The sequence below is a fragment of the Haloarcula rubripromontorii genome, from assembly GCF_001280425.1.
GTDB classification, from domain to species: Archaea; Halobacteriota; Halobacteria; order Halobacteriales; family Haloarculaceae; genus Haloarcula; species Haloarcula rubripromontorii.
On record NZ_LIUF01000004.1, the window covers coordinates 427,373 to 449,610 of the forward strand.

The following is a 22,238-nucleotide window of genomic DNA, read 5'->3' on the forward strand; positions in this document are numbered from 1 at the left end:
GCCGGGTCACTCGGAGTTGGCAGGGTCGCTGTCGTCGGTCCCGATGCCGGTCAGCAACGATTCCGTTGACCCGCGGCCAAGCACCGACTGGCCAAGAAGCCGCCCGCCGATGGAACGGGGATTGATAACCTCGTCCGCGCCGACTGCGCGGAACTTTTCGACGTGCTTTTGATCGGTCGCCGCCGCGACTGTGCGGATGTTCGGATTGACGTTCTTCGTCGCGATGACGGCCAGTACATCGCGTGCGTCGTCGTTGCTCCCCACCACAACACCGCTTGCAGTTCCGACGCGTGCGTCCTTGAGAACCGCCTCATCGGTAGGATCGCCGGTGAGCAGGTTCACGCCTTCGCCCTGCAGCGACGCGACCGTTTCCTCGTCGGGCGTAACGACCACGACCTCGGTTTCGTCGCCCAGTTCCTTGAGCAGCGATGCCGTAACGTCTCCGTACCCGAGAACCACGACGTGGTCCTCAAGGAGTGTGAGTTCTGATGCAGTCATGACTCCGAACGCTGTCGCCATTCTTGATTCGATAGCTGGCCCGATGAGCGCGCCCACGGCGACGGTGAACGCGCCGGTCCCGAACAGAATGATCGAGAGCGAGAACCACCGTGCCTCCGCCGTCACGGGGGTGATGTCGCCGTAGCCGACCGTCGCGATAGTGACGATGACGTAGTACACGGCATCACCCCAACTGTCGAGTTCGAGAAACTGGCCCCGTAGCCCGTAGGCACCCACAGTTCCGTAGAGAATGACCCCGAAAATCGCTGACAGCGACGCAATCTGAATCGGCGAGAGGTCGAGCGACTGATCGAACCGGTGTCGGTTCCGGACTAACAGCGGGTACGTGACCAGCGTCATCACCAGCAGGGGGATATCCGTGGGCTGAAACGTGGCAAGCGGCAAGAGTACCAGCCCGAGAAACACGACAGTCGCCACACGCCAGGCGAGCCGTTTTCGCCGCTGGAGTCCGACTGTCAGGATGCCGAGTACGAACGCGAACAACACACCGCCGAACCGGACGACGGGTAACGGAAGGTCGACCACTGTGGTCAGAGGTCCATTGATTGCAAGCGACGCCTGGCTGAGATTCGAAAGACCGGTCACGAACGCCAGGAGCGCAACCACGCCGGTCAAGACGACCGTCGGCTTCGCACCGGATAACTCGTCCCATTCGACGAACGGAACCCTGTCGGCCGGATAGAACACGTCTTCAAGTGTCCGGTCCGACGGGTCTTCTGGGACGTTATCCATTGTCACAGTGTTCTCGGAGTCGACATAAAAAACACGCGGCGATCGGACACCGAACTCAAGACAGAGGGCTCCGTACGATGTCGTCAATGCGTCGATTGTACGGTCCCAGATGTCGCTGTTCGTCAGGGGTATATAAATCGAGTTGGAACCGACGTACGCGGAGGTCGGACAGATGAACGCCGCCGTCCTGTTCGGACTGGGGACGATGATAGCCTGGGGGTTCTGGATCGCGTTTGGCAACGTCGCGTCGAGCACAATGGACCCTGAAACCGCGGCGTTTGTCTCCTATGCAGCCGCGACAGTCGTCACTGGCATCTACGTCGCGGTCTCTGACGCGTCGCTCGTCGTCACGAACCGGGGGCTGTTGTTCGCGGGCGCGGCCGGTGTCGCGGCAGCCGTCGGCGTGGTTTCGACCTTCGTCGGCGTAACTGTGGGATCGACATCGGTGGTCTCTACCATCGGCGGGATGTACTTCATCACTGCCGCAGTCATCGGCGTCATCGCCTTCGGCGAGTCGATGACCCTGACGAAAGCCGCGGGCATCGGGCTGGCGCTGACCGCGATTGTCATCATCAATCAATGACTGGACACAACTGGTAAGCGCCCGAGAACGTTGTGTGAGCGTGACCCACAACGGCCGGGATTTATACAACGAGGGCAGGTTTGTCCGGGTATGAAGCGCACAATCAGCACCGACGACGCACCGGCCGCGGTCGGCGCGTACAGTCAGGCCACGTCGAACGGCACCCTCCTCATCACTGCCGGACAGCTCCCGCTAACGACAGACGGTGAACTGCTCGACGACGAACCAGTCGGCGACCAAACCCGGCAGTGTCTCCACAACGTCGAGGCGATTCTGGAGTCGGACGGGCTCTCGCTCGACAATGTACTCAAGACCACCGTCTACCTCGACGACATCGACGACTTCGACGCGTTCAACGAGGCCTACAGCGAGTTCTTCGAATCGGAGCCACCAGCGCGGAGCGCCGTCGGCGTGGGTGCGGTCCCGAAGGGTGCAGCGGTCGAAATTGAAGCTATCGCCACCACCGACTAGCGACGGCGGCCGCTCCGTATCTTACCGTAGCTCCATCTGTTCGGCCCGCTCAGCAGCCAGCGCAGTCAATTCGTCGACACTGCTGTCCGAGCGGTCCGCAAGGACGCGGAGCAACATCCCGAGCTGTATGGCCGCTGCCTCACGGAGTTCCGCGGCCTCCTCGGTGTCGTTACCGAAGTAGTACTCGTGGCGGCCGTCCTCGTGGATGATACCTGTGTACACCGAGCGCAGGTCAGCCTCGGTTATCGCGGCCGACGCTTCCGTCTTGACTTCCTCGAATCGCGGGTTCATCGTTTGGGTGAACGTCCCGCTGCCTCATTGTTTCGACGGAACAGTTCTGTCAGTGCCGTCCCACCAGTCCCCCAGCGAGTGATACGTTGTGGAGGCGGTCGACCGCGGCCGTACCTGGGGACGTCTCGGCCGGGGTTTTTAATCGTTCAGTACGACGCACAGAGTATGACACAGGAAACCACGGCCCTCGCTCATTCGACCGTCGTCCGCGTGTCGACGGAGCGCCAGTCACAGAGCGGGAACCGGGTTCGCTCCGCGGCGCGGGCAGCGGCGGACTCGGTCCCGGTCGTCAGGACGGGGCCGACGGGCATCACAGCGGCCACACCGCTGGTGATGTTTACGAGTGGCGGGCAGACAGCCTTCTACGGCGACCCGTCACCGGCGACCGTCCGTGACCTCGTCGATGAACTGGAAGCGGGAACAGTACCGACGGCTGCCGCAGACGCGGTCACCGAACACGACCCTGAAACGGCGTCGCTTCCCGTCCCGGAGCGCGGCCCACTTTCGGTCGGCCGCCGTGACGTGCTCGGTCCCTGCGGCTGGGTCGCCCCAATGGAACCGGCCGACTGGGCGTTCGTCTCGACTGAGCAGCCCGCCGACGCTGCAGCAGGAGCCGGGCTGCTGGGCCGGGGCCGCGGGGACGCCGCCGCTGATGAACCGATAGCAGAGGCATGGGAAACAGCCAGCACAACCGACGGTGACCCGGTGGTCGTCTGCAACGCCAACGACGCCAGCGGCCTCTCGACGGGCGATGACACCCTCCTCTCTGGCGCACCGATGGCGGTACTGGACGGGATTGCAGTGGTCGCCAAGCACGTCGACGCCGACGACGCTGTCATCTACGTGAACGAGTCCCAGACGGCCGTGCAGGCGTACCTCAGAGAGGCTATCGACGCGGCCGCCGACATGCTGCCCGTCGTTCCGCAACTGGTAGCCGGCCCGGACGAGTACCGGGCCGGCGAACCGACGGCGGCGCTCGAAGCGCTGGAAGGGGCCGACCGCATCGAGCCGCGGCTCCAGCCACCATCGCCAGCTAAACGGGGGCTGTACGGCCGCCCGACAGTCATCCATACCCCACGGACGTTCGCGCAGGTCCAGCGGGCCGTCGCCGACCCCGGAAGCCTCGACGCCGACGCCGCGGACCCCGGGACGCGAATTGTCACTGTCACCGGCGACGTGGCCGCACCGGCAACGGTCGAACTCGGGTCCAGCGCCAGCCTGGCGGCGGCCTGCGAGGCCGTCGAAATGGATGGCTCGTTCAAGATGGCCTGTGTCGGCGGCGTCCTCGGCGGCATCACGCGAAGTCTCGGTGTCGCGCCGACCGCCCAGTCGCTCCGGGCGGCCGGGCTCGGGACCGACGGCGTCGTCGAACTGTTCGACGGCGACCGCTGTGCCGTCGAGACGGTCGGGAAACGGGCTCGGTTTGCCTCCGAGGAGAACAGCGGCCGGTGCGTTCCCGGGCGCGAAGGGACGAAACAGCTCACCGAACTGCTGCGTGACGTCTACGACGGCTCCTTCGAGACGGAGAAGATACGCGAACTCGCCCGCGTGATGCGCCGGTCGAGCAACTGCCAGGTCGGCGCGCACGCGCCGCGGCCGGTGACCACGGCTATCGACGAGTTCGAACCTGAATTCCGCGCCCACACGAACGGCCGCTGTCCCAGCGGCACCTGTACGGAGAAACTATGAGCACAGACAAATCGATTCCGCGAGTTCCCGACGTACACGACCCACAGCCAGAGACGCCAGTCACCCGCGAGTTCGAGACCGGCACCGCCAACGACCCCGACGTGGGGACCGACGCGGACGAACCGACGACGCTCACCGTCGACGGCCGCTCCGTCACCGTCGCCCCGGGCTCGACCATCATCGACGCCTTGCAGGACCTCGACGACGACGTGGTCAGCGTCGACCTCGGCGCGGAGGGGGTCGAAGACGACGCCGACGTGCCGGCGCTGTGTTACTACGACCGCGACGGCGACTGCAGCGACGAAATCGGCCCGCGCAGCGAGTGTCGTACCTGCATGGTCGAGACCGAGCAACACGGGCTGGTCCCGTCGTGTTCGTTCCCCGCCGAGGACGGCCTCACCGTCTCGACGGACACGCCCGACGCCGAGGAGGCCCGCAGCGTCAACCTCGACCTCGTGCTGTCGAACCACAACCTCCGGTGTACCACCTGCAACGGCAACGGCCGCTGCGAACTGCAGGACGCCGCTATCAGCGAGGGCGTCGACCATCCCCGCTACGGCGTCTTCGACGAGCGCGACCAGTACGAACCCATCGACGACACGTCCTCGTTCATCCAGATAGACCGCAACAAGTGCATCCTCTGTAACCGCTGTGTCGACGCCTGCAACGACGTGCAGGTCGAGGGCGTCCTCCGCGTCGAGGGCCACGGCGAGGACACCCGCATCGGCTTCCAGTCCGACGCCGAGACGATGCACGACTCGGAGTGTGTCTCCTGTGGCCACTGCGCGACGGTCTGTCCCACCGGCTCGCTGACCGAGAAGGGCATCGACGGCGCGGCGACGCTTCCGCTGCCGGGCTTTACCCAGCGAAACTCCATCGGGACGGTCATTGAACACGAGGACGCCGAGACCATCGACGACACCACCGCCCCGAACCGCGGGTTCGAACCCGGCGACCCGAGAGCGGCGAAAGGGAAGAAAGGTCTCGCCAGGTTCGCCTCGGCGGCGAAACGCCGGGCCGGCGACATCGCCAAGGACTACGGCAGGAAGGCGTTCCTCGCCGGGGAGCACACCGCCGAGAGCATCGCGGCGAACACGATGCCCGAGGGCCGGCTGTTCGACATCGCCAGCACGGTCAGCGACTACCGCCTCTCGAAAATCGACAAGGAGGAGACGACCTGCGGGTTCTGTGCCGTCGGCTGTCGGTTCGAGATGTGGGGCAAGGACGGCGACTCGCTGGGGGTCGTCCCGGTCGACGACCCCGACGACGCGCCCGCGAACAACTTCTCGACCTGCGTGAAAGGGAAGTTCGGCCACGAGTTCGCCAACAGCAAACAGCGGGTCACCGAACCGCTCGTCCGCAACGACGAGGGCGACCTCGAACCCACGAGCTGGGACGAGGCGCTGGACCACGTCGTCGAGCGCTTCACCGAGATTCAGGACGACCACGGCATCGACTCGCTGGGCTGTCTGGCCTCGTCGAAGGGGAGCAACGAGGAGGCCTACCTCGTCCAGAAGTTCGCCCGGCAGGTGCTGGGGACGAAAAATATCGACAACTGCGCCCGGCTATGTCACTCCTCGACGGTCGCCGCGCTCCAGCAGACGCTGGGCTACGGTGCGATGACCAACCGCATCAACGAGGACATCGGCGAGGCCGACGCCTACCTCATCAGCGGGTCCAACACGACGGAGTCCCATCCGGTGCTGGCAACGCGAATCAAGCAGAACGTCCGCGACGGGGCCGACCTCGTCGTGTTCGACCCGCGGAAGGTCGGCATCGCCGAACACGCCGACCAGTACACCCGCACCAACCCCGGCTACGACGTGGCCTGGCTCAACGGCCTCATCCGGTACATCATCGAACACGACCTCCACGACGAGGAGTTCATCGAGCGCAATACGAAGAACTTCGAGGAAGTCAGGGAGAAAGTCCAGGCGTTCACGCCGGAGAAAGTCGAAGAACTGGCGGGCGTCTCGCCCGAGGAACTCGCCTCGGCGGCCGAAACCCTCGCCGCGGCCGACAGCGTCGTCTTCGGCTGGGCGATGGGGATGACCCAGCAGAGCCACGGCACGGAGAACCTCATCGCGATGGCCGACCTCGCGCTCGTCCTGGGCCAGGTCGGCAAGCCCGGGGCCGGCCTCTCGCCGTTCCGCGGGCAGAACAACGTCCAGGGCGGCGGCGGCGACATGGGCACGCTTCCGGGGAGCCTGCCGGGCTATCAGAACCCGGCGGACGAGGAGGTCGCTGAGAAGTTCGCCGACGCGTGGGGCGAGCGACCGCCGGAAGAACCGGGGCTCAAAGTGCCGGAGATGCTCGCCGAGGCCCACGCGGGCAACCTCCGCGGGATGTACGTCGTCGGCGAGAACCCGGCGCTGTCGGAGCCGGACATCCAGCACGCCGCCGAGGCCCTGGAAGACATGGAGTTCCTCGTCGTTCAAGACATCTTCATGACCGAGACGGCGGAGTACGCGGACGTGGTGTTGCCCGCTGCCACCTCGCCGGAGAAACACGGCACGTTTACCAACACTGAGCGCCGCATCCAGCGGGTCCGCCCCACGTCCGAACCGCCGGGCGAGGCCCGCCAGGACTGGGAAATCACGCAGGCGCTGGCCCGTCGACTGGGCTACGACTGGGACTACGACCACCCGCGCGAAGTGATGGACGAAATCAACTCCCTCGCGCCCATCTACGGCGGCGTCACCTACGACCGCCTGGAATCCGGCGAGGAGCACGGCCTGCAGTGGCCCTGCTGGGACGAGGACCACGAGGGGACGCCGTACCTCTACGACTACGAGGAGGGGAACTTCAACTTCGAGGACGGGAAGGCCCGCTTCGTCCCCGCGGACGGCGGCCACCCCGGCGAGATTCCGGACGAGGAGTACCCGCTGACGCTCACCTCCGGGCGGGTGCTGTATCACTGGCACACGGGCCAGATAACGCGCCGCGTCGAGGGGCTGATGAGCCACGTCGGCGAGAGCTTCGTCGAGGTCCACCCCGAGACGGCCGAGAACCTCGGCATCGGCGACGGGGAGTACGTCCGCGTCGAGTCCCGCCGGGGCGACATCGTCGTCAAGGCTCAGGTCACCGACCGCGTCGGTCCGGGGACGCTGTTCATCCCGATGCACTTCGCCGCCGGTGCGGTCAACAAGCTCACCGGGGAGACGTTCGACCCGACCGCCGGTATCCCGGAGTACAAGGTTTCGAGCGTCCGCGTGGAAGTGCTGGGTCCGGAGACGGACGAGACGGTGCTACGGACGCCGGACGCCGGCGGGAAACAGGTCCGGAAGCGAGGCGCTGGCGACGACTGAGCCGGCCCGGACGGTGGGCCGCGGGTCCGCGGTCCGATTTGGGACCCCCCACACGATAGTTCCGTATTTGGCGATAGTACGACGAAATTAGGAATAGATGCCGACAGTTTTGCTTTTTGGTCTTCTGTTGGTGTTCTCTGAATCCACGTTTCGCTCTTACAAATAGAAATTAGAGAGGATAAAGAGAAATTCGCGTTCTATATTGGCAAGTTCGGCCGTCTTGGGTCAGTCCCGCGGTCCGACCGGGCGGTCTGCGATCTCGTCAAGGAGGTCGACGAGCGACTCTGTGGCCAGTTCCAGCAGCGTCTCCCCGCGTTCTGCGCTGCCCTCGCGCGGGTCGCCGACGACGCCGTTCTCGGTGAACTCGTCGGAGTCAAAGGCGAGGTTGACGCCGCTTTGCCACTCTCCCCAGCCGTCGCTGCCGCCGTCTGCGGCCTCGTCCAGTCGGTCCTCGTGGACGGTCTCCGGGTTCGTGTGCTGGAGCAGCGACGTTTCCAGCGGCCCGCCGTGGCCCATGTCAGCGCTGTGGTCACCGACTGCGTTAAACCACGTGAACGGGACGGCGAAGGCATCGTCGTGGCGGGTTATCCGCCCCGACACTTCCCGCAGCGCGTCGATGTTGCCGCCGTGGCCGTTGACCAGCACCACGTGATCCCACCCGTGGCTGGCGAGGCTCCCGACGATGTCCCGAACGTATGACCGGAACGTCGACTCGGCGGTCCACAGCGTGCCGGTGAACGCTCGATGCTCTTCGGCCACGCCGACGGGGACTGCCGGTGCGACGACGACGGGGTCCTCGTAGCGCTCGGCCCCGCTTTCGGCGACCGTCTCGGCGTCGAGCGTGTCCGTCCCGAGCGGTGCGTGTGGCCCGTGTTGCTCCGTACTTCCGACGGGAAGAAGGGCCAAGTCCGTCTCGACATCGGCCATATCGGTCCACGTCTCCGTCTGTAAGTCCATAGTGAAATCTCTGTACGGGACGGAATAAAGCCCAGTCTCTCTTCGCCTGGTACAGTTACCTGTTATTTATCCACATATTCGAACACACACGCACGGTCCAGACCCATCTCAAATGCGGAGAGACCGGTCAGTCCCCAGTCGAGGCGGAGATAGTCCGCTGTGACCAGATAAGCGATGTTCCAGCAGCCCCTCCCAGTCGAACAGTGAGAGCGACCAGCGAGAGGATGGCAGCGTACTCGATCACGCTGACCACCAGATGTAGCTCGGGTGGGAAAGTCACTGTGACGAGAAGCGGCGGGTGATTCATCGAGGCATGGAACAGGGCGACGAGCCAGAGGTTACCCGAGAGTACGTACACGCACCCGTAAGCCAGACCCATGAGCGTCAATCCGATGAGTCTGCCTGCGAGCGCTGAGCTAACACCGTGCCCCGATGCGAGGAACCACCGCGGGAGGTGAAACAGGGCAAACAGGACCGCGGCGAGGCCGATGCCAGACAGCACCGCGCGAATAGTCGTCCCACCGACCAGCCCCGTGAATTTCTGTTGCAGGTACGCACGGAAGAGAAATTCTTCCGGGATAGCGGTGAACAGAAGCGAACTGAAAAGCGCTGCGAGATACAGCAGCGGGTGGGCAGCGGTTCTCGACAGTGAGGCTTCGAACCCGGAGACACCACCCATCGCCAGGGCGACCGCAACGAGGTTGTACAGTCCCCAGAACGCAGCGACCACTCCGACGACAGGACCGAGTGTGCGAATAGGTGGGCACAGAGAGCGCGGTGAGACGGCCTCGATTCTGAGTGCACCAGCGGTGAGTGCAACGAGACCGACACCCCATATCATTCCCAAGATAGGCGGCGGCGATGCGCCGGGGGAGATGGTCACCAGTCCGGCGAGGACGGTAATCACAAGGAGGTACGTTGCAACGGGAATCAACGGCCCACCGCTGAATCGCGGCAGGCCAGTATCAGGGCGCAACATCAGGTCGGCATCCGATGGCCGACCAAAAATTAGCTTCTATCTCGCATTCCGATGCGAATCCGTGACGACGAGTGTCCAGTATGTGAGTGGCCCACACCCTTCAGGGCTGACGTTTAAAACTGGTTTTTAGTCTCTGATAGCTTTAGTATGCATCCGTCCAACAGCGTAAACGCCGGCGACCGCCTGAGACTGGTCCCGGCTGCCAGCGCCCTCCCCCTATCGGTTTCAGCGAATCGGAATCCATCAAATCCGGTTGTCCACACGACAACGGGTACAGCCCGTCCACCCCGTTGTCAGTTGCGTGATTCACAGTGCGTTTGTAGTACAGGTTTGAGCCACACCACAGACCGAACATAATCATGAAACGACGAGTACGCCGGTTAGATCGTATGAATTTTCGTCTGTTTGTTTTCACAGCCCACGTGTGCTGTGAGATGCCGCACCGAGTAGCCGAGCATTTCCGTACGGCGCTTGATGTCATATCAGTGTTCGCTGAGAGAGCGGCGCACCATGTGGCGGCGGTAGTATCGCGACAGGTGGTCAACGGTGCGTGATCGGACTGTACTGCTGCTGGCCGTCGTCGCAATCGCATCGCTCACTGGTAGCATCGCAGTACTCGCAGTGACTGGTCCGACAGACGCCCGCCCGAATGAGGACGATCTCAAATCGGTGTCGGTGTCAAACGGAACGACCGGCCAGTTCGCCGAACTCCATGCGGCCGGGATCACGGGGTCGAACGTCACGGTCGGTATTGTCGACCCAACAGGATTTGATACGGAGTCGAAAGCGATTGCCGGGCACGTCGCCAAGACGCGGGCCTTCGGTGCCGGTCCCGTAGACGAGACCGGCGAGGCTCATGGGACCGCGACGGCTGCCGTCGTTTCACGGACCGCACCGGACGCAGACCTGTATCTCGCTCGGGTCGACAGCGTCGACAGTTATCGGCAGGCAGTCGACTGGCTGGTCCGAGAGGACGTCGATGTGGTCGTCGCACCTGTTTCGTTCTACGGACAGCCGGGCGATGGAACCGGACCGGTCGCTCGGAGCGCGACCCAAGCGACGGAGAGTGGATCAGTGTTCATCGCCCCAGCCGGTAATCTCGCAGAGGCCCACTGGTCAGGTCAGTACACCGTCGAAACCGTCCAGAATCGGACAGTCGCGTTTACCAACGGGAGCAGGCAGAATTACATCCGGGGTGGGACCAAAATCACGGTCTGGCTCTCGTGGGAACAGGCCCACGCAGACGAGGATTACACGGTCGAACTGTATCGAACGAACGGCACCGACGCCCGCCTCGTCGCTCGCTCACAGCCCTACCGCGGCGACGACGTGCCAAACGAGCGAATCGTCGCTGATGTCAGGCCCGGCGACTACTATCTCGTGATTCGCGGGCCGGCATCGCCGACTGGCGCACGGCTACGGCTCGTCTCACCGACGCACGAGCTCCAGCACACGTCTACTCGAAACAGCATCGTCGCTCCGGGGACGGCCCGCAAAGCGATTACAGTCGGGGCGTACAACAGCCGAGTCAAGCAGCTCGAACCGTTCAGTTCCCGAGGCCCGACGGTCGACGAGCGGCCCGGTGTCGACATCGTAGCACCGGACAGGAAGTTCGCCGCCGCCGCACCTGACGGGTTCGTCGGCTCTTCGGCCGCAGTCCCATACGTCGGCGGAACCGCGGCCCTACTGCTTGAGGCAAACGAGTCGCTAACGCCCCGCGAAACAGAACGCCTCCTAGAGCGGACCGCGAGAGACGTGGGACGACCGGGACTCGACAACGAAACCGGCCACGGGGCGGTCCGTCCAGTTCGTGCAGTCCGGACTGCACAGAACCGTACTGACGGTTAAATATCGTTTTAAGCCAGCCACAGGTCTTTGGGGTGTCCCGTATCATATATCCGACAGTGACGCTATGTCGAGCCTTATCGAAAGAATACAGGAACGGACCGGGACAGCCGACGAGTCACCGCGGGTACTCGATGTTGCGGAGAACGAAACCGACGACGTACTCGATGCGCTCGCGTCGGACACCAGCCGGTCGCTGTTCCGCACGCTGTATGACGACCCCGGAACGCCGTCCGAGATAGCGGACCGATGTGACACGTCGGTTCAGAACGTCCACTACCACGTCTCGAACCTCGAAGACGCAGACCTCATCGAGCCGGTCGAAACGGTGTATTCGTCGAAGGGCAACGAGATGACCGTGTACGGTCCCGCGAGCGACCCGATTGTACTGGTCGGCGACCGCGACCTAGCGCCGCGCATCCAGCAGTCGATGAGCAATGTCGTTACGGGAATAGGACTGATCGGCTTTGCGAGTCTCTTCGTCCAGTGGGGTGCAGAAAGACTGGCAGACACAACCGCCGGAGCCGAGGTTTTAGCTCCGGCAAGTCCGCATGCAGGGCCAGTCAGTGGAACCAGCACGCTCGCATGGTTCGTTTTCGAAGTGGTCGAGCCGGGCGTGCTGTTTTTCTGTCTCTGTCTCACCGTTCTCGGTATCGCTGCGGTACTGGCTGACGAGTGACTCTGGACTAACTGTGTCCTAAGAAATCCACTCCCGCTGTGGTCGGCTTGAGCGCAGGGGCGCATAGCTCACCGGCACTGCTGTCAGAGTCCTCTCAGTGGGAGTGAACGTCCGATGGGAAAAGTCGACCCGAGCAGTCTCGATATCGTTTCAAAACCGGACGGGGAGACGACCGTCGCGGCGTCAGTTCATGATGGACCGCAAGCACAGCCCCACGCCGGCGATGGCGAGGACGCCGCCGACGGCGATAGCGCCGGCACCGATTTCGAAGTCACCGCCCTGTGACTGCTGTGCGCCCGTTTCACCGGTAACTGAATCAACCCCATCGGAAGCCGCATCCGTAGACGAGTTGGCGCCGTCGGTAACCACCAGCGTTCCGATTGCGTCGGGCTGGCCGGTCGCGTCAGTCCCACGGTACAGCGACAGGTCGTAATCGGTTGCAGCGAGTTGCGAGTCAAGAGCGACCTCTGAACCCGATTCGACCGCTACGGCGTCGGCATCCGCCGCGGTTTCGAGAGTGGGATCATCGTGTCCGGCCGCCGTAGTGTCAAAGAGGAGACTGACACGATCATCCCCGTTCCCGTCACGGAGGGTCGCATTGATCTCGTAGTTGCTGGCCGGGCTGCCAATAGAGATGGTGGCCGCGTCAGCAGTTGTGAGGACGATTGGAATCCGACCGGTGTCGCCTTGTTGAACGTTAGATACCGACTTCTCGAAGCCGAATTCGGCAGTCTCCTCGACCTCGAACTCCTCGTTTGCCGTCTCGTTTGCTTCGATGAGGAGGGTCCCGGTGGTCGGCGTGTCGTCGGTTTCTCGGCTCTCGAACACGCGGTAGGTGTACGCTGCGGGGGCAAGCGGCGACGAGAGGTCAGGCTCTGTCGCAGTGACGGTGAGCGAGTCGCCGTCGTCCGCGACACTGAGGGTCTCCGAGTCTCTGCCGGCGGCCGCAGTGTCGAAGAGAACCAGCACTTCACCGTCATCATCGTCATCACTGACAGTCGCGTTGATCTGATAATTAACCGCCTCACTGCCGACCGAGAGCGTTTTGTCGCCGCCATCACGCATCGAAATCGGAATTTCGGCTGTTCCACCCTGCGGGACCGTGACGACCTCTTCGTCCGAATCAGTCTCTGTCGGAGTCTGGATGTCCGGTACCGGGTCGGTGCAGTTGCCGTCGCACTCAGCGATGGTCTCAGTACGTTTAAACAGCGTGTCGCCGTCGACATGAGCGGACAGTTCGTAGGAGACGTTCGCCGGCAGGTCCGACAGATCGAACTGGGCGACGAACGTCCCGTTGGGTTGCACGCTGACCTGTCTCTGCATAAGGAACGGGTTCGATGCGTTGACTGACTTGATCCGGACCGTCATCTCCGTCCCAGAGTCCAGCGTGGTCTCCCCGGTGACCACCTGTTGTTCGTCGGCGTGCAGCGGCAGGCTGTCTTCTGAGACCGTGGCTTGCTGCTCCGCAGCGGTAAGCCCCGGACCCGTCGCCGCCACGGCGATAAGCATCGCGGCCAACGCTACCGACCGAACGCTCACAGAATCACCTCCCGGAGTCTGAGCATCTCTGCGTACGTTTGAGAGCGATGCTGCCAACAGTACCGCATCGCAGGTGGAGGGCAATTCGCTGGCATACGGTTAGCAATTACGAGGGGATTGAAAAACCGCCTGGGATAGCTTAAACTCGCGTTGAATTCGGCAGTGCTGGTCCGGACCGTAGCCCATCGAGGCCGTCCTGATACGAATAGTAATATTTGTGATGGCTCTTCGGTGACAATAGTTTGCGTGATATTCGCGCACACACTGGTTTTGTACTACGAGACGGCAAGACGCGGAAAGTTCTGATAGATTCAGTATTTTTATGGTAATTTCGGTATTGTTGACTAGTATGCGAACGGTCCTCGCAAATCAGCTCTCCAACGTCCGGGTCGTGAGTACCGATGGCCGCGAAGTCGGCACACTGCAAAACATTACCGTCGACACGGCCACAGGAGAACTTCAATCGATCGTCATCGACAGCGACGTTCAGGAGATATTCGGCGTTGAGCGGGATCCCGACGGGGATATTCGATTGCCAGCATCCCTCATCGAATCGATGCGGGACCACCTGACCATTCAGCCGCCTGCACAGCAGGGTGTCGCAGGTGGCGGTACCGTGGACTCGTAGGCACCCCGTCAGCTGTTCAAACAGGTCGGAACGAATGCAGTTGTTAGCCGAATGTATCCAGCTTGTCGTCGGCTGACAGAGAGGCGTTCCTACGGGACTTTAGAGTGGTTTTTGCGAGGTCAGGGCGCTCTGTGCTGTGATTATAGAGAACGGGCAGTCAGTGGCTTCGACACATAGTGACTGAACACCGGTGAGACAGCCGACGGGTCACCGTAACATCGCGTCGGCGTACTCACTCGCCGTCTGTCGGGCCGTTTCGAGTTCCGCAGTGTCATCTAGCATCACGGCGCGGGTCCGGGCACCGTCGATGATCGTCAGCAGCGAACGGGTAACGTGTTCCGCATCGACATCGTTGAACACACCCTCATCGATGCCGTGGTTGATGACCGCCTTGAGCAGGTACCGAATATACTCGTCGTTCTGGCGGAACCGGTCGCTGAACGCCTCCTTGTACGGTGCTTGACTCCGCATCTCTAGCAGGGCGACCGAGAGGTCGGGGTTTTCTTGGAGTTTGACGAGTAGTTCATCAAGCAAGAGGTCCAGTCGTGCTTCGGGGTCCGTCGTCTCGACGTCATGAATTGAATCGACGAACTGCTCCAGCAGATAATCGAGAAAGGCCGCGAGCAGGTCGTCTTTCGTGTCGTAGTAGTAGTGCACTGCAGCCGTCGATTTGCCGTACTCGTCCGCGATCCGTTTTATTGTGAGGTCAGCATAGCCGTGCTCGCGCAACGCGCGGTAGGTCGCTTGCATTATCTCCTCGGTCTGGTCCGAGAAGGTCCGGTCCGATGGCCCAGTCATTGTGTACCGGGTTTCTCCCATGGTTGGATAACCGTTGTGACCCGCATACTGTTACTCAGGGAAGTTATTAACTAATTAGTACATTTATTGCCCTTCCCGCCCAGAGAGTTGTTTATATCTATAGGTTCTGGCTTCAAAGCGCTTTTGACTAATCGGTTAGTAAGTTCGATCACAGCCGCCATGGATGACGATACAGCTACTGAAATTCTTGAGGCGACGTACCGCGCCCTCTGCCAGCACGGGTACGCCGCGCTCACGGTCAAAGACATCGCTGTCGAGGCAGATCAGAGCAAAGCGTTGATTCACTACTACTACGACAGTAAAGAGAACCTCTTTCGGGAGTTTCTGGATTTCTTGTACGAGCGATACACTGCAAGGATACTGGCCGTCAACGGGAGGACACCGCGGCAAGCGCTCGACTCGCTATTGGACACGGTTCTCACGGAAAGGCGACCGACGCCCGGTGCGAATTTCAGGACAGCACTTCTAGAAATAAAGGCACAAGCCCCGTACAACGACGCCTTCCGGACACAGCTCGCCAAGTTCGATACCGTTCTCTTCGACCGGTTACGTGAAATCATCTCGGCTGGCATCGAAACCGGAGAGTTCGATAGCGCGGTCGAGCCGGCCGTCGCAGCGCAGTTCCTCGTGACCGCGATTACCGGAGCGCATGCTCGACACGTCGCCACGGACCGCTCGATAGACCAGTTCAGCGAGGCGATTACGCGATACGTAGAGACCCATTTCCGAGCGGAGACGCCAGCGGGGGCGACCCGCTGATGGGGATTCGAAGTCGTGTTAGTTCTCTGTTCAGAGGCCCCGAGGAGTTCGACCTCACGTCAGGTAGCATCGGAAAACCGCTGTTTTTCCTCTCGATGCCGATTGTGATTACGAATCTCTTCCAGACCGCGTACAACCTCGCAGACACATTCTGGCTCGGCCAGTACAGCACAGACGCGCTGGCGGCGATTAGCTTCGCCTTCCCGATGGTGTTCCTCCTCATCTCGCTCGGGATGGGGATATCCGTCGCCGGTAGCGTGCTTGTCGCGCAGTTTACCGGCGCAGGCGAAGAGCGCGAGGCCGAGTACGCCGCCTCACAGACGGTCACGTTTGCCGTCATCATCTCGTTCGTTCTCGGTATTGTGGGCTATTTCGGCGTTGATACGTTTCTGAGTCTGATGGGGGCGTCCGAAGACGTTCTGCCCATGGCGACCAGTTACATGGAGGTCATCTCGCTCGGCCTGCTGTTCATGTTCGGGTTCTTTGTCTTTGTCGCGCTCATGCGGGGCTACGGCGACACGATAACGCCGATGCTCGTCATGTTCGGTTCGGTCGTGCTCAACATCATCATCGACCCGTTTCTGATATTCGGCTGGACGGTCGTCGAGAACGCGCCGCTCGTCGGGACGATCTCGTTCCCCGAACTGGGGATCGAAGGGGCCGCCATCGCGACCGTTTTTTGCCGGGCGCTGGCGTTGGTCGTCGGGCTGGCGATCATGTTCCGCGGGAACCGCGGCGTCCAGATTCACCTCCGCGATATGGCACCGGACCTCTCGTATCTCCGCCGTCTCGTTCGCATCGGCCTGCCCGCTTCCATCGAGGGGACGGGCCGGGCGCTATCGATGAACCTGCTGCTGGTCATCGTCGCGATGTTCCCGGACACGGTTGTCGCCGCCTACGGCATCGGAACGCGCGTGTTCTCGGTCGTTTTCCTGCCGGCTATCGCCGTCGCGCGCGGCGTCGAGACGATGACCGGGCAGAACATGGGGGCCGACAAACCGGACCGGGCAGCGAAAGCGGCCGGCCTCGCGGCGAGGGTGCTGTTCGGTGTACTCACCCTGGCTGGCGTTCTCGTCTGGTTCACCGCCGCACCGATAGCTGACCTGTTTACGACGGACCCCGAGGTTGTCGATATCACCACGCAGTTCCTCCACTACGTTGCGCTGTCTTTCGGGTTTATCGGGATTATGCGGGCCTACACCGGGAGCTTCCGCGGTGCCGGGAAAACGCTCACGGCCGCAGCCATCTCCGTATTGATGCTTGGGATCATTCGCTTCCCGATTGCGTGGTTCGCCACGGACCCGATGGGTGAATCCGGTATCTGGCTGTCGTTCGCTGTCTCGAACGTCGCAGGGGCGCTCATCGCCTACGGCTGGTATCGGCGCGGGACGTGGCGAAACAGCAACCTCACCGAAGCCAAGGTGGATATTGACGAGGCAGGCGTCGAGATGTCGGCAGAGGGCGACTGACAGCAGTGGATGCCGAGCGCGTGTGATGCCCTTCAGGTGAACCAATGCTTTCACGGGAGCCACCGTTACTACCGCTATGCCCGCAGAACCGAACGCCAGTCAGGAGCCTTCGTCGCCGCTGTTTGCGGCTATCTACGATCCAGCAACGGCGCTCGTCGAGCGGACGCTCTTACGGCCACATCGTGAGTATCTGGTGGCGAATCTGGATGGAACGGTTCTGGACCTCGGCGCTGGAACCGGCGCGATGTTTCCGTATTTCGATAGCGTTGCCACCGAATCGGCGACATTTCACGCTATCGAACCGGACCCGCACATGCGACAACAGGCAAGAGAGAAGGCAGATGCTCAGGCCACGCCGATTCGTATCGAGTCGGCACCGGCGGAAGCCCTGCCGTACGAGGACGACTGCTTCGACGTCGTCATCGCGTCGATGGTGTTCTGTACGATACCGGATATCGAATCCGCGATGAGTGAAATCGCACGCGTACTCAGACCCAGCGGCGAACTGCGGTTTTTCGAGCACGTCATCGACGACGGCTGGCGCGCTCGCGTGCAGTCGGCCCTCGCACCGCTCTGGAAACGACTCGCTGGCGGTTGTCATCTCACTCGGCAGACAGGGTCGCGACTCGCCGCTGCCAAGTCGTTCGATGTCGTCGAAATCGAGCGACTCAATCTCGGCGTCACACCGATCCGCCCGTTTGTTCGGGGACGGCTCCGCAAGCGCTCGGTGTCTCCGGCGAAGTGACTCGGCGGCGATTAACTCTGGCTCTGTGTGACAGACCCTTCCTCGTTTGGCTGGATGACAACGAAGCCGTCGTCGCCGGTGAACTCCATCTGTATCGATTCCCCGGAGGTCTGGCCGATTTCGAACGTCTTGTTCATCTCGATAGACGGCGAAAGGTTCGAACTCCACGCAACGGTCGCGTCGGGATCGGTGAACACCGGCGGTGTCATCACCAGCGGGTCGCCGTGTGTCGTCAGCGCGATCTCGCCGGGGCCGGTGAGGTAGACGTTCGTCAGGCCGCCGGCAGCCATGCCAGAGAGACTGCCGACAGTGTTGATTTCGTAGTCGACAGTTGATTCGAACGCGAGCACGTCAGTGCCGTTGACCGATATCGACTCCCCGTCGTCGAGGGCCAGCACCTGTACCTTCTTGCCGTTCTCGGCCACGTAGAGGTGCCCGCTTCCTTCGGCTTCCATGACCGGCGTCCCTTCGCCGCTCACGGCCTCCTTGACAAAGCCCGTGATACCGCCTTCCGCCGAGGACTTGCCGGTGAACGTGACCTCACCGGTGTACGCGACCATCGAGCCGGCTTTGACCATCACTGTTCCGTCAAGCGGGATATCGAGCAGCCTGTTGTTCTCTTTCTGGAACCCATCGCCGCCATCTGCGGGGGCGTTGGAGTCGACGAATTCCTGTAAGTCCATGGTTACAACGAGTCCCTCGCCGGGGCGACCCATAGGCCTCGTGGAGGATGAAAACGGATTTTGTGCGAACAGTTCCCACGTCGTCGGCCACAACATCCGAGGAGGGCGCGGTATAGCCGTATAGCTATTCCGTATTACCGTACGGCCGTCGGGGGCGGCCCCATGACGCGAGCGCCCTGGCCGACCCGCACCTTTCATGTCCCGGCGGGCGGTCATCGGAGCCATGACGACCTGGGACGAGCGATACCGAACGGGGACGTACCCACAGCGCCCGGACCCGCACCCGGTGTTGGAGCGGTACCTGCCGGCTGTCCCGGACGGCCGGGCGCTCGACGTGGCGACCGGGACCGGGCGGAACGCGCTCCCAGTCGCGGCGGCCGGCCACCGCGTCGACGCGGTGGACCAGTCACGGGAGGGGCTCCGCATCGCCCGCGAGAACGCACGGGAAGCGGGCGTCGAGGGCGACATCGAGTGGATACAGGCGGACCTCGACTCGTTTGCCTACCCGGCGGCGACGTACGACCTCGTCACGATTAGCTTCTATCGCCCCGTCGACCGCCTCCCCGACATCGTCGAGTCGCTGACCGACGGCGGCTACCTGTTCGTCCAGCACCACCTCCGGACGACGGACGACGTGGACGGCGGTCCTTCGGGGGACCGGTACCGGTTCGCCTCGAACGAACTGCTCAGGGCGGGCCTCGGCCTGACCGTGCTACACTACGACGAGCGAACGACGACGACGGACGGGACGACCGCTGCAACCGCGCAACTGGTCGCCAGAAAGTCCCACGGGAGCAGACAGTCCTACCCCGACATCGGGGAGTGAGTCGGACGCCGTCTGTGTCGCCCGGGGCGGACGAAACCGTTCGGGACCGACGCTTTCCGTGGTCGGCCGGACCATCCGCGTATGCACCCACAGCGACCCGGAGCGGAACCGCGCAGTCGCCGACAGTCGGCCCGGGCCTCGGCCCGGCGTGAGGACGCGTCCACAGTCGGTCGTGCCGACACGGCCGGGGAGGGCCGGCGATGACTGCGACCGACTTCGACGCCGCCCGTGAGTACGACGACGACCGGTTCTCGGCCGTCGAGGTGTTCCACAGCGACCGGATGAAGGTCGTCTGTGGCTACTTCGAACCCGGCCAGTTCATCCCGGTCCACGCGCCCGGGAGCGACGTGGCGATACACGTCCAGTCCGGGACCGGCGTCGTCCGCGACAGGGACACGGAGCGGACCGTCGAACCGGGCGACGTGGTAGTCGTCGAGGCCGATACCGACCGCGGCGTCAAAGCGGAGGACGGTCGGCTGGAGGCGTTGCTGGTGACCGCGCCGCCGCCGACCGACGCCGAACACGGACCCGTCCGAGAGGGGCTCAAAAAGGGCGAGTTCGACCCGTAAGTCCCGGGGGTCACTCGACGACGTAGGAGCGGTGCGAGCCGCGGGTCCGCACGTCCACGAAGTGGTGGCGAGTCGCGTCGCCCACGTCGCCGACGGCGGACTGGCGCGCGTCGTCCGCACCGTAGACGCTGTCGGCCGGGAGCAGGTCGCGGTCGGCGAGGCGGTCGCGGACGGCGGCGGGCAACTCCGCGCCGGCGCGGACGTCGACGACGAGTAGCTGGTCCGTGAAGCTCTTCGCGAGGAACGCGTCGGTAATCGGCTCGGAGTCCGTAAGCTCCCCGGCCAGCGCCCGGAGGGCCGCCTGTCGGTCAGTCATCGGCGTGTCGTAGGTCCGCCCCACCGAAAGCCGTGCCCGCGAACATCTTCCCGTTACAGCCCGTCGATGATTTCGTCGGCGAAGGTGGACATCGCCGCCTCCGGCTCCTCGGCGCGGAGCCCGACGATGACGTGGTCCAGGCCGTAGTCGTCGAGCCGCCGGAAGTACTCGCGGAACCACTCGACGCCGGCCCGATAGCCCAGGTGGAGCGGTTCGGGCTCGGCCGTCGGGTCGTCGGCGAGCGCGACCTGGACGGCAATCGAGAACGGCTTCTCGGACGTGTGACTCCGCCAGGTGTCGAGATACGACTCCAGGGTCGACTCTGGGAGATGGTAGAATATCCAGCCGTCGCCGTTCTCGGCGATCCACTCCGTGGACTGTCTGGCGTTCCCCGTCGGAAAGACCGGGAGCGTGTCCGTCGTCGGCTTCGGGAGGACATCCAGTTCGCCGTCGATGTGGCCCCAGGAGCCGTCGAGCGTTGGGTATTCCTCGCGCCAGAGGGCACGAAGCGCGGCAACGCTTTCGCGGACGAGATGCCCCCGGTTGTCGGGGTCGACGCCGAACGCCGGGTACTCCGGGTCGCGGTCGCCCGAGGCGACGCCCAGCACGAGACGGCCGTCGGAGAGCCGGTCGACGGTTGCGGCCGACTTCGCCACGTGGATTGGATGACGAAGCGGGAGAACGATACTCGCGGTGCCGAGCGCCACAGACTCGGTGTGAGCGGCGACGTGGGACAGCAGCGACCATGGGTCGAAGGCCCCGCCAGCGTCCCCAAATCGCGGCCAGTACGTCGGCACGTCTCGCGCCCAGAGTGCGTCAAAGCCGACTGCTTCGGCGTGGCCTGCGAGCCGGAGTTCCGCGTCGATATCCGGCGTCGATTCCTTTTCCCCCGTAAGCGGAAATCCGAGACCGAACGAGAGTCCATCCTGCTCGTACAGTCGGCGATAGCCGGCGTTCGCGTGGTCCACAGCAGTCATCACGATGCTTTCCCGCTGGAAGCGTATGTGGACACGGGTAGCGACACTGCCGTCGGAACGGGGAATCGATGGGTGCCCCGCTACGAGATATCGTCCGGAGTTTCGACTGATACGGTTTTGTGCCCCCCACCACGGGGCAGCTGCCACTCGACATCCAGCGCACGGTTCGGGAACGACGGCTTCGAGACGACTTCCAGCGTCCGGTCTTCGGCCGCCGGCGTAACGGGCGCGGCAATCATCAGTCGGGCCACGTCGGCCCGCGAAACGCTCCCCCAGAGCTTTGCACCGGGGTCGGCGACGGAAACGGTGTCAGTTCGTGGCCCGTTCGTGAGTACGCCCGGTCGGAGAATCGTGTGCCGAATCGGGACCTCGCGAATCGCGGCCTCGGCTTCCGCTTTGGCCCGTTGTATCGGCTGGATAACGGTGTCAAAAGCCGTCGCGAGCGGACTGGCCGGCTCGTCACCGACGCCGATAGCGGATTCCATGACAAAGGCCTCGACATCGGCGTCGACGGCCGCATCGAGGAGGTTCATCGTTCCCGCGCCGTCGACGTACTCGTCTCGGGACCAGACATCTGTGATATTCGAGCCGACGGCGCTCAGGACGACATCGACGTCCGACAGCACGTCGGTCAACGCCGTCGGGTTCAGCAGGTCGTCGACGACCACCTCATCAGCACCGGCCGCCCGCAGGTCATCTGTCTTCGACGGCGTGCTGGTCAGTGCCCGGACCGTCGGCACGCGCGAACTGAGCAGTCGGAGTGTCGCTCGTCCGGTCCCGCCACTCGCCCCGGCGACAAAGACGGTCGCCACGTCAGAAGGGTCCATATCGTCGCTTAGGGCTGGTGATACATCA

The 22,238-nt window shown here is 63.2% G+C and carries 22 protein-coding genes; 12 read left to right on the forward strand and 10 right to left on the reverse strand.

Going from position 1 to position 22,238, the window contains the following annotated elements; all coding sequences use genetic code 11:
• Nucleotides 1-6 precede the first annotated feature (6 nt).
• Nucleotides 7-1,251, reverse strand: a complete 1,245-nt coding sequence (locus AMS69_RS14325; RefSeq protein ID WP_053968733.1) for an NAD-binding protein — start codon at nt 1,249-1,251, stop codon at nt 7-9.
• Between the two features lie 172 nt (nt 1,252-1,423).
• Here AMS69_RS14325 and AMS69_RS14330 point away from each other — a divergent pair, with 172 nt between their 5' ends.
• A complete protein-coding gene (locus AMS69_RS14330; RefSeq protein ID WP_053968892.1) occupies nt 1,424-1,834 on the forward strand; it encodes an EamA family transporter in 411 nt (136 codons plus the stop codon).
• Nucleotides 1,835-1,924: 90 nt separating this feature from the next.
• A complete protein-coding gene (locus AMS69_RS14335; protein WP_053968734.1) occupies nt 1,925-2,305 on the forward strand; it encodes a Rid family detoxifying hydrolase in 381 nt (126 codons plus the stop codon).
• A gap of 21 nt (nt 2,306-2,326) precedes the next feature.
• Here the strand turns inward: AMS69_RS14335 and AMS69_RS14340 are convergent, their stop codons facing one another.
• The gene (locus AMS69_RS14340) at nt 2,327-2,596 is read right to left on the reverse strand and encodes a hypothetical protein (protein ID WP_053968735.1); all 270 of its coding nucleotides are present in this window, start codon (nt 2,594-2,596) and stop codon (nt 2,327-2,329) included.
• Between the two features lie 165 nt (nt 2,597-2,761).
• Here AMS69_RS14340 and AMS69_RS14345 point away from each other — a divergent pair, with 165 nt between their 5' ends.
• A complete protein-coding gene (locus tag AMS69_RS14345) occupies nt 2,762-4,285 on the forward strand; it encodes an NADH-ubiquinone oxidoreductase-F iron-sulfur binding region domain-containing protein (RefSeq protein WP_053968736.1) in 1,524 nt (507 codons plus the stop codon).
• Nucleotides 4,282-7,593 carry a formate dehydrogenase subunit alpha gene (gene fdhF / locus AMS69_RS14350; protein WP_053968737.1) on the forward strand — a complete coding sequence of 1,104 codons (3,312 nt, stop codon included), beginning with the start codon at nt 4,282-4,284 and terminating at the stop codon, nt 7,591-7,593. Before AMS69_RS14345 ends, fdhF begins: the two co-directional genes overlap by 4 nt.
• Nucleotides 7,594-7,818: 225 nt before the next feature.
• Here fdhF and AMS69_RS14355 read toward each other — a convergent pair whose 3' ends face one another.
• Complete coding sequence (locus tag AMS69_RS14355; RefSeq protein WP_053968738.1) at nt 7,819-8,550, reverse strand: creatininase family protein; 732 nt, start codon at nt 8,548-8,550, stop codon at nt 7,819-7,821.
• A 127-nt stretch (nt 8,551-8,677) separates the two neighbouring features.
• Nucleotides 8,678-9,529, reverse strand: coding sequence for a CPBP family glutamic-type intramembrane protease (locus AMS69_RS14360; RefSeq protein ID WP_053968739.1), 852 nt, complete (start codon nt 9,527-9,529; stop codon nt 8,678-8,680).
• Between the two features lie 546 nt (nt 9,530-10,075).
• On the opposite strand from AMS69_RS14360, the gene AMS69_RS14365 reads away from it, so the two are divergent.
• Both AMS69_RS14365 and AMS69_RS14370 read left to right on the forward strand, forming a co-directional pair.
• The gene (locus tag AMS69_RS14365) at nt 10,076-11,377 is read left to right on the forward strand and encodes a S8 family serine peptidase (RefSeq protein ID WP_053968740.1); all 1,302 of its coding nucleotides are present in this window, start codon (nt 10,076-10,078) and stop codon (nt 11,375-11,377) included.
• Between the two features lie 64 nt (nt 11,378-11,441).
• Nucleotides 11,442-12,053 carry an ArsR/SmtB family transcription factor gene (locus AMS69_RS14370; protein WP_053968741.1) on the forward strand — a complete coding sequence of 204 codons (612 nt, stop codon included), beginning with the start codon at nt 11,442-11,444 and terminating at the stop codon, nt 12,051-12,053.
• Nucleotides 12,054-12,236: 183 nt separating this feature from the next.
• Here the strand turns inward: AMS69_RS14370 and AMS69_RS14375 are convergent, their stop codons facing one another.
• The gene (locus AMS69_RS14375; protein WP_337999205.1) at nt 12,237-13,592 is read right to left on the reverse strand and encodes a DUF7827 domain-containing protein; all 1,356 of its coding nucleotides are present in this window, start codon (nt 13,590-13,592) and stop codon (nt 12,237-12,239) included.
• A 349-nt stretch (nt 13,593-13,941) separates the two neighbouring features.
• On the opposite strand from AMS69_RS14375, the gene AMS69_RS14380 reads away from it, so the two are divergent.
• Nucleotides 13,942-14,220 carry a PRC-barrel domain-containing protein gene (locus AMS69_RS14380; RefSeq protein ID WP_053968743.1) on the forward strand — a complete coding sequence of 93 codons (279 nt, stop codon included), beginning with the start codon at nt 13,942-13,944 and terminating at the stop codon, nt 14,218-14,220.
• A gap of 207 nt (nt 14,221-14,427) precedes the next feature.
• Here AMS69_RS14380 and AMS69_RS14385 read toward each other — a convergent pair whose 3' ends face one another.
• Nucleotides 14,428-15,018, reverse strand: coding sequence for a TetR/AcrR family transcriptional regulator (locus AMS69_RS14385; RefSeq protein WP_053968744.1), 591 nt, complete (start codon nt 15,016-15,018; stop codon nt 14,428-14,430).
• A 180-nt stretch (nt 15,019-15,198) separates the two neighbouring features.
• On the opposite strand from AMS69_RS14385, the gene AMS69_RS14390 reads away from it, so the two are divergent.
• The 3 genes from AMS69_RS14390 to AMS69_RS14400 all read left to right on the forward strand — a co-directional run bounded on the left by AMS69_RS14390 (nt 15,199) and on the right by AMS69_RS14400 (nt 18,012).
• Nucleotides 15,199-15,798 (forward strand): TetR/AcrR family transcriptional regulator, encoded by a 600-nt coding sequence (locus AMS69_RS14390; protein ID WP_053968745.1) that lies wholly within the window; start codon nt 15,199-15,201, stop codon nt 15,796-15,798.
• Nucleotides 15,798-17,267 (forward strand): MATE family efflux transporter, encoded by a 1,470-nt coding sequence (locus tag AMS69_RS14395; protein ID WP_053968746.1) that lies wholly within the window; start codon nt 15,798-15,800, stop codon nt 17,265-17,267. Before AMS69_RS14390 ends, AMS69_RS14395 begins: the two co-directional genes overlap by 1 nt.
• A 76-nt stretch (nt 17,268-17,343) precedes the next feature.
• A complete protein-coding gene (locus tag AMS69_RS14400; RefSeq protein ID WP_080508836.1) occupies nt 17,344-18,012 on the forward strand; it encodes a class I SAM-dependent methyltransferase in 669 nt (222 codons plus the stop codon).
• An 11-nt stretch (nt 18,013-18,023) separates the two neighbouring features.
• Here AMS69_RS14400 and AMS69_RS14405 read toward each other — a convergent pair whose 3' ends face one another.
• The gene (locus AMS69_RS14405; protein WP_053968894.1) at nt 18,024-18,695 is read right to left on the reverse strand and encodes an AIM24 family protein; all 672 of its coding nucleotides are present in this window, start codon (nt 18,693-18,695) and stop codon (nt 18,024-18,026) included.
• A gap of 223 nt (nt 18,696-18,918) precedes the next feature.
• Between AMS69_RS14405 and AMS69_RS14410 the strand changes: the two genes are divergently transcribed.
• Together AMS69_RS14410 and AMS69_RS14415 are read left to right on the forward strand one after the other, a co-directional pair.
• Nucleotides 18,919-19,521: a class I SAM-dependent methyltransferase gene (locus AMS69_RS14410; RefSeq protein WP_053968747.1), complete on the forward strand. Its 603-nt coding sequence runs from the start codon at nt 18,919-18,921 to the stop codon at nt 19,519-19,521.
• Between the two features lie 200 nt (nt 19,522-19,721).
• Nucleotides 19,722-20,090, forward strand: coding sequence for a cupin domain-containing protein (locus AMS69_RS14415; RefSeq protein WP_053968748.1), 369 nt, complete (start codon nt 19,722-19,724; stop codon nt 20,088-20,090).
• A 10-nt stretch (nt 20,091-20,100) separates the two neighbouring features.
• On the opposite strand, the gene AMS69_RS14420 is transcribed toward AMS69_RS14415, so the two are convergent.
• The 3 genes from AMS69_RS14420 to AMS69_RS14430 form a co-directional block, all read right to left on the reverse strand.
• Nucleotides 20,101-20,406: a hypothetical protein gene (locus tag AMS69_RS14420; protein ID WP_053968749.1), complete on the reverse strand. Its 306-nt coding sequence runs from the start codon at nt 20,404-20,406 to the stop codon at nt 20,101-20,103.
• A 53-nt stretch (nt 20,407-20,459) separates the two neighbouring features.
• Nucleotides 20,460-21,383, reverse strand: coding sequence for an LLM class oxidoreductase (locus AMS69_RS14425; protein ID WP_053968750.1), 924 nt, complete (start codon nt 21,381-21,383; stop codon nt 20,460-20,462).
• An 80-nt stretch (nt 21,384-21,463) separates the two neighbouring features.
• Nucleotides 21,464-22,210, reverse strand: a complete 747-nt coding sequence (locus AMS69_RS14430) for an NAD(P)-binding oxidoreductase (RefSeq protein ID WP_053968751.1) — start codon at nt 22,208-22,210, stop codon at nt 21,464-21,466.
• Nucleotides 22,211-22,238 lie beyond the last annotated feature (28 nt).

Coding starts and splice junctions, on each gene's coding strand:
- AMS69_RS14380 (WP_053968743.1), top strand. CDS start 13,942: ATGCGAACGGTCCTCGCAAATCAGCTCTCCAACGTCCGGGTCGTGAGT.
- AMS69_RS14400 (WP_080508836.1), top strand. CDS start 17,344: ATGCCCGCAGAACCGAACGCCAGTCAGGAGCCTTCGTCGCCGCTGTTT.
- AMS69_RS14395 (WP_053968746.1), top strand. CDS start 15,798: ATGGGGATTCGAAGTCGTGTTAGTTCTCTGTTCAGAGGCCCCGAGGAG.
- AMS69_RS14355 (WP_053968738.1), bottom strand. CDS start 8,550: ATGGACTTACAGACGGAGACGTGGACCGATATGGCCGATGTCGAGACG.
- AMS69_RS14360 (WP_053968739.1), bottom strand. CDS start 9,529: ATGTTGCGCCCTGATACTGGCCTGCCGCGATTCAGCGGTGGGCCGTTG.
- AMS69_RS14385 (WP_053968744.1), bottom strand. CDS start 15,018: ATGACTGGGCCATCGGACCGGACCTTCTCGGACCAGACCGAGGAGATA.
- fdhF (WP_053968737.1), top strand. CDS start 4,282: ATGAGCACAGACAAATCGATTCCGCGAGTTCCCGACGTACACGACCCA.
- AMS69_RS14390 (WP_053968745.1), top strand. CDS start 15,199: ATGGATGACGATACAGCTACTGAAATTCTTGAGGCGACGTACCGCGCC.
- AMS69_RS14410 (WP_053968747.1), top strand. CDS start 18,919: ATGACGACCTGGGACGAGCGATACCGAACGGGGACGTACCCACAGCGC.
- AMS69_RS14335 (WP_053968734.1), top strand. CDS start 1,925: ATGAAGCGCACAATCAGCACCGACGACGCACCGGCCGCGGTCGGCGCG.
- AMS69_RS14405 (WP_053968894.1), bottom strand. CDS start 18,695: ATGGACTTACAGGAATTCGTCGACTCCAACGCCCCCGCAGATGGCGGC.
- AMS69_RS14425 (WP_053968750.1), bottom strand. CDS start 21,383: ATGACTGCTGTGGACCACGCGAACGCCGGCTATCGCCGACTGTACGAG.
- AMS69_RS14430 (WP_053968751.1), bottom strand. CDS start 22,210: ATGGACCCTTCTGACGTGGCGACCGTCTTTGTCGCCGGGGCGAGTGGC.
- AMS69_RS14325 (WP_053968733.1), bottom strand. CDS start 1,251: ATGGATAACGTCCCAGAAGACCCGTCGGACCGGACACTTGAAGACGTG.
- AMS69_RS14345 (WP_053968736.1), top strand. CDS start 2,762: ATGACACAGGAAACCACGGCCCTCGCTCATTCGACCGTCGTCCGCGTG.
- AMS69_RS14420 (WP_053968749.1), bottom strand. CDS start 20,406: ATGACTGACCGACAGGCGGCCCTCCGGGCGCTGGCCGGGGAGCTTACG.
- AMS69_RS14340 (WP_053968735.1), bottom strand. CDS start 2,596: ATGAACCCGCGATTCGAGGAAGTCAAGACGGAAGCGTCGGCCGCGATA.
- AMS69_RS14330 (WP_053968892.1), top strand. CDS start 1,424: ATGAACGCCGCCGTCCTGTTCGGACTGGGGACGATGATAGCCTGGGGG.
- AMS69_RS14415 (WP_053968748.1), top strand. CDS start 19,722: ATGACTGCGACCGACTTCGACGCCGCCCGTGAGTACGACGACGACCGG.
- AMS69_RS14370 (WP_053968741.1), top strand. CDS start 11,442: ATGTCGAGCCTTATCGAAAGAATACAGGAACGGACCGGGACAGCCGAC.